At 58.3% G+C, this 14,538-nt stretch carries 11 protein-coding genes; 1 reads left to right on the top strand and 10 read right to left on the bottom strand.

The features are described 5' to 3' along the window. Nucleotide 1: 1 nt before the first annotated feature. From sufB to AC1AX7_RS02000, 7 genes are all read right to left on the bottom strand, one after another. Nucleotides 2-1,456 carry a Fe-S cluster assembly protein SufB gene (gene sufB, locus AC1AX7_RS02030; protein WP_476508675.1) on the bottom strand — a complete coding sequence of 485 codons (1,455 nt, stop codon included), beginning with the start codon at nucleotides 1,454-1,456 and terminating at the stop codon, nucleotides 2-4. Nucleotides 1,457-1,783: 327 nt separating this feature from the next. Next, entirely contained in the window at nucleotides 1,784-3,436 is a 1,653-nt protein-coding gene (locus AC1AX7_RS02025; RefSeq protein ID WP_476508448.1) for a L,D-transpeptidase, read from the bottom strand. Between the two features lie 173 nt (nucleotides 3,437-3,609). Next, nucleotides 3,610-5,277, bottom strand: coding sequence for a CTP synthase (locus AC1AX7_RS02020; RefSeq protein WP_476508447.1), 1,668 nt, complete (start codon nucleotides 5,275-5,277; stop codon nucleotides 3,610-3,612). A 60-nt stretch (nucleotides 5,278-5,337) separates the two neighbouring features. Further along, on the bottom strand, nucleotides 5,338-6,351 hold the full coding sequence (locus AC1AX7_RS02015) for a hypothetical protein (RefSeq protein ID WP_476508446.1): 1,014 nt from the start codon (nucleotides 6,349-6,351) through the stop codon (nucleotides 5,338-5,340). Further along, a complete protein-coding gene (locus AC1AX7_RS02010; protein ID WP_476508445.1) occupies nucleotides 6,341-7,147 on the bottom strand; it encodes a hypothetical protein in 807 nt (268 codons plus the stop codon). Before AC1AX7_RS02010 ends, AC1AX7_RS02015 begins: the two co-directional genes overlap by 11 nt. Then, nucleotides 7,144-8,148, bottom strand: a complete 1,005-nt coding sequence (locus tag AC1AX7_RS02005) for a hypothetical protein (RefSeq protein WP_476508444.1) — start codon at nucleotides 8,146-8,148, stop codon at nucleotides 7,144-7,146. Before AC1AX7_RS02005 ends, AC1AX7_RS02010 begins: the two co-directional genes overlap by 4 nt. 30 nt (nucleotides 8,149-8,178) lie before the next feature. Further along, complete coding sequence (locus tag AC1AX7_RS02000) at nucleotides 8,179-9,228, bottom strand: hypothetical protein (protein ID WP_476508443.1); 1,050 nt, start codon at nucleotides 9,226-9,228, stop codon at nucleotides 8,179-8,181. A gap of 234 nt (nucleotides 9,229-9,462) precedes the next feature. On the opposite strand from AC1AX7_RS02000, the gene AC1AX7_RS01995 reads away from it, so the two are divergent. Further along, entirely contained in the window at nucleotides 9,463-10,494 is a 1,032-nt protein-coding gene (locus AC1AX7_RS01995) for a hypothetical protein (protein ID WP_476508442.1), read from the top strand. A 562-nt stretch (nucleotides 10,495-11,056) separates the two neighbouring features. On the opposite strand, the gene AC1AX7_RS01990 is transcribed toward AC1AX7_RS01995, so the two are convergent. The 3 genes from AC1AX7_RS01990 to aroC form a co-directional block, all read right to left on the bottom strand. Beyond that, complete coding sequence (locus tag AC1AX7_RS01990; protein WP_476508441.1) at nucleotides 11,057-11,503, bottom strand: type II 3-dehydroquinate dehydratase; 447 nt, start codon at nucleotides 11,501-11,503, stop codon at nucleotides 11,057-11,059. Nucleotides 11,504-11,585: 82 nt separating this feature from the next. Then, nucleotides 11,586-13,214 carry a bifunctional shikimate kinase/3-dehydroquinate synthase gene (locus tag AC1AX7_RS01985; protein WP_476508440.1) on the bottom strand — a complete coding sequence of 543 codons (1,629 nt, stop codon included), beginning with the start codon at nucleotides 13,212-13,214 and terminating at the stop codon, nucleotides 11,586-11,588. A 116-nt stretch (nucleotides 13,215-13,330) separates the two neighbouring features. Then, on the bottom strand, nucleotides 13,331-14,518 hold the full coding sequence (aroC, locus tag AC1AX7_RS01980) for a chorismate synthase (protein ID WP_476508439.1): 1,188 nt from the start codon (nucleotides 14,516-14,518) through the stop codon (nucleotides 13,331-13,333). Nucleotides 14,519-14,538: the final 20 nt, after the last annotated feature.

Raw genomic sequence — 14,538 nt, 5'->3', positions numbered from 1 at the left:
ATCAGCCCACCGATCCTTCCATCTGCAATTCCACAAGTCTGTTCAGTTCAAGCGCGTATTCCATCGGCAGCTCGCGGCTGATCGGCTCGACGAAGCCCCGCACGATCATGCCCATCGCTTCCTTCTCCTCAAGGCCGCGGCTCATCAGATAGAACAGCTGGTCTTCCGAGACCTTCGACACGGTCGCCTCATGCGCCATCGAAACGTCGTCCTCGCGTACGTCCACATGCGGATACGTGTCGGTGCGGCTGTAATCATCGACCAGCAGCGCGTCGCAGACCACGTTCGAGGACGCTCCCTCTGCGCCCTGGACGATCTTGACCAGACCGCGGTATGCGGAGCGTCCGCCGCCACGGGAAATGGACTTCGCGACAATGGTCGAGCTGGTATGCGGGGCGAGATGGATCATCTTCGCGCCGGTATCCTGATACTGGCCCTTGCCGGCAAAGCCCAACGACATCGTGGAGGCGCTGGCATACGGTTCGGCGAGGATGCAGGCCGGGTATTTCATCGTGGCCTTCGAGCCGATGTTGCCGTCCACCCACTCCATCGTGCCGCCTTCGCGCACATACGCGCGCTGCGTGACCAGGTTGTACACGTTGTTCGACCAGTTCTGCACGGTGGTGTAGCGCACGCGGGCATGCGGCTCGACGAAGATCTCCACCACGCCGGAATGCAGCGAATCGGTGGAATAGATCGGAGCCGTGCAGCCTTCGACGTAATGCACGTAGGAGCCTTCGTCGGCGATGATCAGCGTACGTTCGAACTGGCCCATATTCGGCGTGTTGATGCGGAAGTACGCCTGCAGCGGGATGTCGACATGCACGCCCTTCGGCACGTACACGAACGAACCGCCCGACCATGCGGCCGTGTTCAACGCGGAGAACTTGTTGTCGTTGCTCGGAATGCATTTGCCGAAATACTTCCGGACCAGCTCAGGATATTGCTGCACGGCGGTGTCGGTATCGACGAAGATGACGCCCTGCTTCTTCAGATCCTCCTGGATCGAATTGTAGATGACTTCCGACTCATACTGTGCGGCGACGCCGGACACAAGGCGGCTCTTCTCCGCTTCCGGAATGCCCAGCTTGTCATAGGTGGCGCGGATCTCGTCCGGCAGCTCATCCCACGTCGCAGCCTGCTTGTCGATCGGCTTGACGTAGTACTTGAAATCATCCGCGTCGAAATCCTGCAGGTTGACGCCCCACTGCGGCATCGGGCGGTTGATGAAATCGCGGTAGCCTTCAAGACGCTTTTCCAGCATCCATTCCGGCTCATGCTTGTCGGCGGAGATCTCGCGAACGACCTGCTCGCTGATGCCTTTCTTCGCGGCTTCGCCTGCGGCGTCGGAATCATGCCAGCCATACGTGTAATCACCGAACTGGCTGATGATCCGCTCATCCTGACGAAGCTTTTCCTCATTCACGCGGCCGCGGTCAGCCACATACTGGCTCATCTCCACGTCTGCCGCCGCGTTCGGCGCTTGGTTGTCACTCACCCTACGCTGCCTCCATTCACGGTCTGGTCCATGACACAACCTAACAGAATTTACAGGGCAACGCTAGTGTCTGATGCAAAATATGATTCCGCCTGCAGCGTGATATGCATTACATCGCCGTCGTCAGGCAAAGGCGCCAGCGATCGTCGCCTTTCCCGCCTTCCAACTGCGGCATGTGGAATACGAAAAAAGGCCCCGCATCATGCGGGGCCTTCATCGTCGGCATTATCGGTCACCTGCATGTGCGATATGCCGATCCGTTGCCGCTGACAGCCGTGCTGACCGCTATTGCTGGACGTGCACGCTGGTTCCGTACAGGCACCAGCCGTAGAACCATTCCGCCACATCCCAGCCGATGCCGACGCAGCCGTGGGAGGTGTTGGCGTTCATCGCGGCGATCTGCGCATCCGTCATCTGCGAGACGATGCGGTGGATCGCGCATCCCGTTTTCGAGAAATAGTTCACGAAGCCGACGTCCTTGACGTCCCACTGCGAGGTCGAACCGTCGGACAGCGTCAGATTGCCGCTCATATCCTGCGATTCGTATTTCAGCCAGATGGTGAAATCACCGGTCGGGGTGCACAGGTCGCCCATGCATGCGCCGGTGCTGCGGTCATTGCCTTCACCGGCGGACATGCTCATCGTTCTGATCAGCTTGTCGTTTTCGTAGGCGTAGACCTTGCCGTCCGACAAATCGACGACGACGTGACGCTTCGTCGTGATCTCCTTCATCGGATCGACGGTGCCTTCGACGGTGATGTCGCCGCCGCCCGCCGCCAACGCCTGGATGCCGTCAACGCCGATGTTCGTGTCCGCTCCATCGGCCACCGTCACGCCATCATGGCCTTCCTTGATGGTTTCCAACACGTCGCCGTTGTTGTTGACGATGGTTTCTCGGTCTTCGCGTCCCGTTTTCAGATTCGATTTGATGTTGTCGGTATAGTATCGCTGCAATTGGTCGGCGTTGAACACGACGTAGCCGTTGCGGGCCTCATTGTCGGCCAGCTGCGCGTTGTCGTTCGCGTCGATGCGCATGGACGCCGCCAACGCGGGCGCGTCCAACGTCGCGATCGCGTGATCGCCGATGGTGATCCGCACAGGATTCCGTACGAGAGCATCCAAAGTCCGCTTCGCCTGATCGGCGATGTCATCGGTGACGGCCGGATCGATGGACTCCAATTTCGCGGTGACGGTTCTGGTGTCATACCGTCCCAAAGATTCGACTGCGGTAAGCATCTCCTCGGCCGCTTCGGTCGCGCTGACGCCCTGCCCCTGCTGGGCCGCGACGACTTCGAATCCGTTGCCGTCCGCATTCAGCCGCACAGCCGCGTCCACGGGCTTGGTCTCTTCGATGCCGAGCTTTTCGTTGAGCGCGCCGGAATCCGCCGCCTGCACATTGAACGGGGCGTCGTCGACATCGGCCTCATTCCAAAAAGCGAACCGCTGCCACCACGGCAGATCGCGCTTCGACTGGAACACACGCGAGGCGATCGCATCGGAATCGACGGTCAGATCCAGATCCTGCAGCGTCGCCTTCACCGTCGTGCCGTCATAGGTCACCTGCACCGCGGCATCGGCGGTCTGACGGTCGATCTCGTCGGCGATCTGGGCTTCGCTGCGTCCCATCATCGAAACGCCCCATAATTTCACGCCAGGAAGCGTATGCGTTTGGAAGAACCATGCGCCGCCGGCGCCGAGCGCGGCCATCACCGCCACAATGGCTGCAAGGATCCACAGCCACAGCAGGCCGCGCTTCTTCTTGACGCTCTTGCCGCCAAGGGCTTCGTCATCGGCAGAGTCAAGAGGCTGCACATCACTGATATCGGTCAATGAATCGAACGTGAACGTGGCGCCAGCCTGCGTCGAAGACCGCTCCGCGTTCATCCCATTGTTGTTCCCGCCGGGGAATCCCGGCATGCTCCCGTTTGATTCGCTCATCTGCAATTCCTAGATTTGCTCTCTTCGTTGTAGCGCGTGTGATGCGCGTCCCCGCACAATTATGCAACATGGCCATGAACTTCCCCACAGAGAAATCCATGGCCATGCAGGCATGTCGTATGACGTACGTCACTATTCGCCGCTCACGGTCGCGACGTTCGTTTCGTCGGCTTTCAGCGCTCGTGACGCTGCTGGTGATCGAGCGCGGCCTTCACCAGTCCGGCGAACAGCGGATGCGGCTTCGTCGGGCGGGACTTGAATTCCGGATGCGCCTGCGTGGCCACATAGAACGGATGCACTTCGCGAGGCAGTTCCACGAATTCGGTCAGTTCGCCATCCGGACTCTGTCCGGAGATGACCAGGCCGGCTTCGCGCAGGCGATCCTTGTAGGCCACGTTCACTTCATAGCGGTGACGGTGGCGTTCGGTCACATGCGTGGTGCCGTACAGTTCGGCCACAAGCGAGCCTTCCAGCAGTTCGGCGGGATAGGAGCCCAGACGCATCGTATGGCCCATGTCCCCATGGCCGGCGACGATGTCCTTCTGCTCCTCCATCGTGGCGATGACCGGATTGGCGCAATCCGGTTCGAATTCGGAGGAATTCGCGTCCTCGATGCCGAGCACGTCGCGAGCGTATTCGATGACCATCGACTGCAGGCCAAGGCACAGGCCCAACGCCGGCAAGCCGTTTTCACGGGCGAAACGCAGGGCGCCGATCTTGCCGTCGATGCCGCGGATGCCGAAGCCGCCGGGGATGCAGATGCCGTCGACCTGATCAAGGGCCGCCGCGGCGCCTTCCGGGCTGGCGCACGTGTCGGCGGCGACCCACTTGACGTTGACCTTGGCCCAGTTGGCGAAGCCGCCGGCCTTGATGGCTTCGGTGACGGACAGGTAGGCGTCCGGCAGGTCGATGTACTTGCCGACGATCGCGATGTTCACTTCATGCTTCGGATGATGCACGCGCTCCAGCAGATCCTGCCATTCATCCCAATCCACGTCATGGAACGGCAGGCCGAGCTCGCGCACCACGTAGGCGTCGAGGCCCTCGTCGAACAGGGTCTTCGGCACGTCGTAGATGCTCGGGGCGTCCACGCAGTTGACCACGCCTTCGGCGTCGACGTCGCACATCAGCGAGATCTTGTCCTTGATGGACTGGTTCAGAGGGCGGTCGGAACGCAGCACCAGCGCGTCCGGGGAGATGCCCAGCTGGCGCAGCATCATGACGGAATGCTGGGTCGGCTTGGTCTTGAGCTCATGCGCGGCGGCGATGTACGGCACGAGGGAAACATGCACGAACATGCAGTTGTCGGCGCCCAGATCGCGACGGACCTCACGCGCCGCCTCTAGGAACGGCTGCGATTCGATGTCGCCGACGGTGCCACCGATTTCGGTGATGATCACGTCGACGTCATCGGAGGCCTGCGCGCGCATGCGGGACTTGATTTCGTTGGTGATATGCGGAATGACCTGCACGCACTGGCCGAGGTATTCGCCGGCGCGTTCCTTGCGCAGCACTTCCTGGTAGATCTGACCGGTGGTGACGTTCGCCTTCTGGCTGAGGAAAACGTCGAGGAAACGCTCGTAATGGCCGATGTCCAGATCGGTTTCGGCGCCGTCTTCGGTAACGTAGACCTCGCCATGCTGGAACGGGTTCATCGTACCCGGATCCACGTTGATGTACGGATCAAGCTTCTGCTGCAGCACACGAATGCCGCGCGAACGAAGCAGACGCCCCAACGAAGATGCGGTCAGCCCCTTGCCAAGCGATGAAACAACGCCCCCCGTGACGAAAATATGTTTGGTGATATGTTCCTGTGAATTTCCATGTTGTCTTCTGACCATGGAATTCCAACATATCACCGGTGTGCGACGCGGCGTGTTTCGTCGGGGGAGTCTCTCCGTTCAGTCAGTAAGATAAAACACACTGGAATCCGTCGCCTGATTGACCAAGCATCCTTCACCGGCAGCGATGAGACTGGAACGAAACATGATAAATGGCCTGTCATCCTTCGGCCAAGCTTCTTGGGATGGGATTTCGCAGTACGAATTCTCGTAATACAGGTTCTGGTCGGCATAGATCCGAGAGCCTGCACCTTTTATGTAATATGTCGCCGATGACGGATATTCGGATATGTTTGAACGTGGCTCATCGCTGCAAGCCTCCAGTCCGGTTCCCAAGGAGCAGCGGTATTCGGAATCCGGTCCCGACAGTGAAAATCCTAGGCCCTGCGCATATGCATAATCCATGGACGCACGCTCATATACGGTGGAATGAAGTTGGGTTCGTATCCTTCCATACGCGTTGAACGGGCTCCATACATCCTGATAGGTGCCGTCCCCCGCACCAAAGGTCGTTGTCAATGTCGCAGTTCCATCATCTGCCAATGTAAAGCATACGCCGCTGTTCTGGCAGTATTCGCCTGCGATAGGGGAAAAATCCCCGGATTCCGCTGCGGCGACGATATCCGCCAAACTGTAGTCGTCCAGACTCTTGATGACTGCATGTACCGCATCAACGGCTGCGGTCAATGTCTGTGTATGATGGCGTATCTCCGATGACGTCTGTTCCAAAGAATCGGCATCCGAGTATGGAGAACAGAGTATGGATGATTGTACGTCCGGCATATCAGCAAGGGCCTGCGAAAGCACTTCAAGCGGTTTCTGATCGGTCACCGCATAGGACGGGGTTTCCTGTAACGAGGTGCTTTCTTGCAGAATTGCCTGATATCTTCCTACTTGATCGACGCATGCCGAAAACGCTTCGTCCTGACGTCGTTGAGACCACCAGTATCCGGCTCCGCAGGCGATGCAGATGGCCACGACGACGAATATCGCCGTGAGAATCATCGGGAGTTTATTCGGCTTTGTTCTCGCCGTCATGGCCTCACCTGCACATTCTTGGAACTCATTGTTCATTGGCAGCGGGAACCGCCACGACATGTCCACAGGGTGTATGCCTATTCAGCCACCCATGTGCAATGCACAATGCGGAAGTGATAATGCCCGCTACCATTACGACAAAGCATCCTGGCGTCGCTGCAATCAACGATCTTGATGCTGCCGACACCACACTGGTCGATGCCGGATTGCGCATTTGCAGCAACTGGGCAGCCTGAGTGATGGCATCGGTCGACTGTGACGCCGCCAGCACGACCATTATCGCCGATGCCGCAAAGCACAGCATGCCAGCGGCAAGGATGAAGTGAGCGAAACGCATTCTCAAACCAGACAGAACAAGATATACGATTTCACACAGATAACCGAACGATATCAACATGCCGTACAGCAACGCCACGCCGCTCAAACTGGATGGGGGTATCGCATACGCTGTCATATTGCTGTGCGACAAGGAGAAAGCAATCGATTGCACAATCGTTAACAATCCGCTGAGCTGGTCAAATGTAAACGTGAACAACCCGCCAATGGACAACGCCATTGACGGCACGACCGCGGCCGCGATGATGGCGCCCATGCCTTCCATACAGTCCAAAACAGTCCAAGCTCTGTCCCGCGAATGGCTTGCCTGTATATCACCCGATGCATCTTGCTGGGCACCGTCTGCGGAAGATGCCGAATCTTCGAAAGATTGCATTTGCATCGTAACTTCTCCAATCTGGTTATCGCCGTCAATTTGACGGGTGACAGTCGTGCCGCAATTCGGGCAGGATCGGTCAGTATCGGAATATTCCTGATTGCATGAATCGCAGATCATGATTCCTCGTTTCTAGTTGGGGTTACCCGGTAATACACATCGTCGTCAGAGACGGAAGCGGTTTGATAAAAGTGTGTCTGGATGACTTCACCATCCACAACCTTGTAAGTACTCTTGAATACGAGGAACGGGCTTGTCGAATCCGGCATATTGGTTTCATCATATTTTGCCCATCCCCACTTTGATTCCTCTGTCAGATTCACGCCGTTGGCTACGTAGTCGACTTGCACGGCAACCGATCCTTCAGGGTAAAAATTGGAACGATATGGACCCATGCAATTGAAATCATCGGTTGCTGCGCACAAATGAATGGATGTTGGCTGATCCGGCGTGCCGCTGTAGGACTGATAGTGTGGATGAAGAGTCCCGATTACATCGCCGGAAGCAACTCCTTCGGGAAAGGGATCATCATCTGTCATGTTATCTATGGTGACTTCCCCCGATCTGGCGATGGTTATGCAGCTGCCATCATGTCGGCAGTAATCACCGGCAAACGGATACATTGAACCCAACGTAACCAGATTGAAAAGCTCCGGGAAGCCATACTCATGCGTGGCGATGGAATAGTCCACGTCATCAAGCGCTTGCCGTACTGACTCAGCGTATTCCGACCATGAATCGCTGATTCGCGTATTCGTCGCAGCAGCATCATGCAGTTGCGCAAAAGACATACTGGGCAGACATTGCACAATGTCCGTGCTGCCGAGCGACGGCACATCGTTCACGGCCATGTCCAAGTCCGACGCTTCCTGTTCCCCGGCAACAGCGTACGCTTCGCTTTCCATGGTGCTCACGGCTTCACGGGACAGGAAATCGGCATCGAATCTTGTGTCCGCATCCGCACCTTCGAACGGCGCCAACGATTGCATGCATTCTATATAGGCGGTATCATGCCGGTGCCGGTCCCATACGTACCATGCACCAACAGATGCAATCGTTGCGAACATGAGGACCACGATCAGCACCGTTGCCGGTTTTCGTGTTTGACGGGATTTTGCCATCTCAATCTCCTCCCCCGGAAAATGAACTGATCAGCTCCGGTATCGATTGCTCTGACACCAGGTCTCGTACTCATCGATGGCTCGGACGACAAGTCGCTCAAGATCGTGGTACGTATAGTCCGAACCGTTACCGTCCCGTCTGATTTCAAACAGTTTGCCCACCACAGGGTCTTTCGCGGATACCCGGCTATATTTCAGGTCGTTTACCTCAGGAATGCGCAGATCGTTTCGGGAGTGTTTTCCCATACCGTCCCCGCAGTGGCGGACCACTGCCCGGCACATCCATTGGCCGCTGTGCAGAAGTGAAGCACTCGGCGATTCGACGTTCACCATAAAACGCTGTCCGGGAACGTCACCGACTTCTATACCGTTGCCACACCAGAACGTCCAGTGTCCCCCGCTGCGATTGTCGTTATACCCGTAACCAGCCCATGTGATCGCCGGCACATTCTCATGGACGAATCCTTCAAGGTGTTCAAAGAAACCACAAAACTGCTCATAATTCCATGCGCTTAATGGCATCGTCATATATGCCGCATAAGCTTCATCGATGGATTTCAGATGTTCGACATAATCGTTGAGGATGGGATTGCATATCTGCCCTTCCAAATCCACGGACAGGCAATCCAGAATCGTCCGCCTGTCAAGAATTACGTCGCATCGGCCACATATCGCTTGGCGTTCCGTCAACAAACCGGTCTTGTAATACACAACGACAAACGAGTCGACGTCCAGCTGCTCCGCCATCTTCGTCCTATAGCGCTCAAGCTGCCCATCATGCTCCACCGAGGATACCTTGTCTTCGACAACGATGGCCACCGTCAGCTCCCGCACCATTACGACCAGTACCACATCAGCACCATGACACTGCCGAACGATGGACCGCACGCGGACGGGCCCCGTATACCCCGCCACATCAGCTAGGCCATTGAGACAGCAACGCAAAAAACGCTGCGATGTTCGACGCAGAATCCCGTCTTCGCTATCCCATTGTGCGCTCAACCAGCAAATGAACGCATCCTGGGACAATTCCGAAGTGGCATAATCAAACAGATTATGAGACAGCACAGTCGCACCCATGACAGCCCTTCCATAAAACATCTTCGTCCTGTTGTCTCGGCAGAATACCCCCCCCCCGGACAAATGCAAGTTCAGCGAGTTCTAGCGAACGTTGCAGCATCATGGCACGAGAAGGGAACCGGACATGGCATACGAGTTCGGCGGGAACGGAATTGCGACACACCCGCTCAGCCAGTTATCCACATTTGCCGGAATCGGTTGCGGAAATAATAGGATTGCCGGTAGCGTCGTCATATGAAACAGCACGCAAAAGTCACAACGATCATGGCGGAGGCGGCGTCGCGGCAACGATGCGCCATCGCCGCGGACAATGCTGCCGACTGTGCATTGCGGCGGCGCTGCGGATCAGGCGAAATCATATCGCCGTATCGTGGCCTGTATGCGGAGGCATCATATTGGAATGCGCTTACGGAATGCCAGCAGATTATGCATGCCGCCCGCGCACTGGCCCTACGACATCCGAATTGGATATTCGCAGGTCTTACCGCGGCTGATATATACGGCTTCGATCACGCAAGATTCCTTCATCAGCGCTGCGTGACCATTGCGGACACCCGTCATGCAAGTCGTCATATATACGGAGAACGGTCAGCGGATGCATCATCGAAGGAAGCTTGCAATCATATCGGCCTGAAACGTATTTTTATGCCGGCAATACCATTCGACAAAGTTTCCGGCCTACTCGTCGCCACACCGGAGCGAACTGTAATCGACTGCGCCCTGCGCCTGCCTTTCCAGCATGCATTAGGTATTGTCGACTCTGCCTTGCGCAGCGAAAAGATTACGACAACGAACGTCTTGGCGGAAACCGACGGGATCCGTGCGAATTGTTCCGCAATCGGGAATCTGCTGAAATATGCAGATCCGTCCAGCGAAAACGGCGGGGAATCAATGGTCCGCGGAATCATCATTCTTGAAGGCTTCGCCGTGCCGACGCTGCAGGTGGAATTTTATGATCCTGACCGCCCGGCCACGCGTTTCCGCGTCGATTTCCTGTGGCGGCTGCATGACGGGCGCATGATCGTGCTCGAATTTGACGGGATGGCGAAATATACCGACCCCCGAATGACAAGAAGCCGTACGGTGCAGCAGGTCGTCGCCGATCAGATGGAACGTGACGATATACTTCGACGTTCCGGTGTGACCACTATCATTCACTGTACGTATAAGGAGGCGATGCAACGCACACCTTTGGTGGTGAAATTGCGGAATGCCGGCGTTCCATGGGTGGGTTATCCCAGCATTCCGGAGCCACCGCTGGCGTAGAGGCGTTTTCGTTTCGACTCTGCGACTTGCGTATAACGCAACCTCCACCTGACACTGTCATTTATTGAAGATATGTCAATATTTTCCCTCTGTGCTTGTTCTTTCCCTTCTTCCGCCCCCCTATAACCAACCAACAGGTCGGGTGTTTTGATGTAATCAGCGTTTGCCGTCCTCATTTTGCGACGTTTTGAGGATAGCAACACACCCCTGTGCTCCGTGTCGCGTCGCAAAAAGGCCTTTTTGCGACGCGACACGGAGCATACCCGCGTGTTGACCTCCGCAAAACGTCGCAGATATCGCAAAACAAAGACGAAGTTGAAGTTAACTAGAAAAACCGGAAACAATCAGTTAAAAGAGCGGCTCTATCGTGATAGAAGAAGAAAGAATGTAAAAACAGGCCGCTTGGGCGAAGTCGAGACGATGAAAACCTCTCGACCGCACTCAAGCGGCCCGGAAAACCGGGGCACGATTCCGACAGGAATACCGTGAACGCCGGGCTACACCTTGACAAGACCTTGCATGCGCCCACTACCCCGCCGCACGATGAGCGGCATCTTCCAGATCAGGATTCGAGCAGATGAGCGATGGCCTCCAAAGCGAGCTTGTATCCGTAGAAGCCCATGCCGGTGATCGTGCCGGTGGCGACCGGGCTGATCACCGAACGCTTGCGGAATTCGTCGCGTGCGGACGGGTTGGAGATATGCACTTCCATCAGCGGCAGGCCGGCGTCGCCGACCATGTGGGCGGCGTCCGACAGACCGTATGAGTAGTGGGTGAAGGCGGCGGGGTTCATCACCACCGGCGTCATCTCATCGACGGCCTGATGCATCCAGCCGATCATCTCCGCCTCGTCATCGGTCTGACGCACTTCGACATCGAGGCCAAGCGCCGCGCCCCACTCAGTGCACAGACGCCGCAGCGTCTCCAGATCCTGACGGCCATACACATCCGGCTGGCGCACGCCGAGGCGTCCCAGATTCGGTCCGTTGACGACAATCACCTTACGCATACAATCATCCCTTCCATGAACATCTCCAATACCATTGCCGATGCCGTCGCCGGTAATATCGCCGGCAACGGCATCGACGACATCACCAATCGCGGATGCGCTCGAACGCCTCGCGCACCGCGTCCGCCGGCGGATCGTCAAGATGCATCGGATGTCCGATGGCATCGAGAACCACAAAACGCAGCGTATTGCCACGCGCCTTCTTATCGCGATGCATCAAGGCGAGCACGTCATCCCAGCTGCCGTTGTTCCAGGAAATCGGCAGGCCGAGCGAAGACAGCAGCGAACGATGATATTCGACCACGTTCTTATCGATGTATCCCAGCAGATGCGACAGTTCCGCCGCATACACCATGCCGACGGCCACGGCGTTGCCGTGGCGCCAGCGGAAGTGCTCCAGCTTTTCGATGGCGTGGCCGAGCGTATGGCCGTAGTTGAGGAATTCGCGTAGGCCGGCCTCCTTCAGATCGGCGGAAACATGATGCGCCTTCACGCGCACCGTGCGCTCGATCAGTTCGGCGACCACGTCCTCCAAGGGGCCGCCGACGAAGTCACGCCCGTTGAAATCGCGCAGCCGCCCGGCATGAGCGGCCAGAATATCGAGGATTCCCGTATCCATGATGAAACCGGATTTCGCGACTTCGCCCAGACCTTCGATGAAGATGTCGTTGGGCAGAGAGGCGAGCGTGCGCATATCGGCGAGCACGCCGGCCGGAGTGTAGAAGAAGCCGACCAGATTCTTGCCGGATTCGGTATTGATGCCGGTTTTGCCGCCTGTGGAAGCGTCGACCATGGCCAGCAGGGAGGTCGGACAGTTCACATAGCGGATGCCGCGCATCCATGTCGCGGCGACGAAGCCAGCCAGATCGGTGGCCGCTCCCCCGCCAAGGCCGACGATCGCGTCGGATCGGGTGAATCCGGCCTCGCCAAGACGCGCCCAAATGCCGCTGGCGACGTGTATGGTTTTGCCGGCTTCGGCATCCGGGATCACGATATCGAGCACATCGTATCCCGCCTGGCGCAGCATCGTGCGGGCGTGATCGGAATGACGCTGTACGGGCTGCGTATGGATCAGCGCGACTTTGGCGGGCTTGCTGCCCAATACTTCCGCCAGATGCAGCATCATGCCCTCGCCGATGCGCACATCATACGGTTCGACGCCGCTGCCGTCCACATGCACGCAGCGTTCCCGCAGCATGTCGATCACGCGTTTTGCGGCGGCCTGAGGAGTCTGTCCATGCGTGCGCACATGCACGTTGGCGACTTTTCGGAACACGGGATCGCGCTGCGCATGCAGCTTCCTCCATCGTGCATCGGCATCGCCGTCCAGCATCGGCCGGCCGCCGCCACGGCGTGCGCGTTCCATCGCTTCCTTCGGATCGGCCATCAGATACACGACTTTGCCGCCGTTATGCGCGTATTCGGCCAATGACTCACGCGTCGACGCCGTCATCGGAGCGCCTCCGCCGAGGGAAAGGACGCCGTCGAAATCCTCCAACATGCCGCAGATGAGCTCGCTTTCCACCTTGCGGAAGGCGGGCTCGCCATATTGCGCGAAATAGTCGGGGATCGTCATTCCGACTTCATGTTCGATTTCATCGTCGGCGTCGGCGAAAGGCAGATTCATCATCTGCGCCACTTCGCGTCCGACTCGGGTCTTACCGGCCCCCATCATGCCGATGATCACGGCCACCGGACGGGTGTAAGTCACGATTATTCCTTCCCTCGATTGCGGTACAGGACTGCGATGCAGGTTTGCGGTGCGGGGCTTGCGCAGCTGCCGGCCCGAAAGGCCCCTGCAGCAGTCCGCAGCGTGGCATTATCGTCTCAGCGCATGTGCTCCGGCCAGGACGCCAGATACGCTTCGGCATTGCGGCGCGTCTCCTCGACGCTGTCGCCGCCGAACTTCTCCAGCACATACTTGGCCAGCGTCAGACGTACCATCGCTTCGGCCACGACGGCGGCCGCCGGCACCGCGGTGGAGTCGGAACGCTGGTTGATGGCCTGCGCCGCCTCGCCGGTGGCCACGTCGACGGTGCGCAGCGCGCGCGGAATCGACGGGATAGGCTTCATCGCGGCGCGCACGCGGATCGGCATGCCGTCGGACATGCCGCCTTCGATGCCGCCCGCACGGTTGGTGAGCCGTGTGATGCGGCCGTCTTCGCCGACGGCCATTTCGTCATGCGCCTGCGAACCGGGGCGGACCGCTTCAAGGAAGCCTTCTCCGATTTCCACGCCCTTGATGGCCTGAATGCCCATAAGCGCGCCCGCCAGCGCGGCGTCGAGACGACGGTCGGATTCCACATAGGTGCCGATGCCTGCGGGCACGCCGTATGCGATGACTTCGACGACGCCGCCCAGCGTGTCGGCGTTGGCCTTCGCTTCGTCGATGCGCGCGATCATGCGGGCTTCCGCTTCCTTGTCCAGCGTGCGTACAGGAGAGGCGTCCAGCGCGGCCACGTCATCCGCCGTCGGCATGGCGTAATCGCCTTCGACGCCGGCGCCGCCGATGGAAATCACATGGCTGACGGTGCGGATGCCCAGGGTCTGCTCCAGGAATTGGCGCGCGACTTCGCCCAACGCCACGCGCGACGCGGTTTCGCGGGCGCTGGAACGCTCCAGGACGGGGCGGGCGTCATCGAATGCATACTTGCGCATGCCGGTCAGATCGGCATGCCCCGGTCGCGGACGGCTCAGCGGCGCGTTGCGGCCTTCACGCGGCAGCTCATGACCGAGCGGATCGGCGCTCATGACCTCCGTCCACTTCGGCCATTCGGTATTGGCGATTTCGATGGCGACGGGAGACCCGAGCGTCAGGCCGTGGCGTACGCCCGTGAGCAGACGGACCTTGTCCTCTTCGAATTTCATGCGCGCGCCACGCCCGTAGCCCAATCGGCGACGCGCCAACGCGCCGACCACATCGTCGGTGGTGATACGTACACCGGACGGCAGTCCTTCGATCATGGCGACAAGCGCTTCACCATGCGATTCGCCTGCAGTCTGCCAACGCAACATGCCTTCTCCTTTTCGTTTTG

It is taken from the genome of Bifidobacterium sp. LH_449, assembly GCF_056356755.1.
The sequence above is the reverse complement of the archived record's forward strand: the minus strand, read 5'-3'. Positions and strand labels throughout refer to the sequence as shown.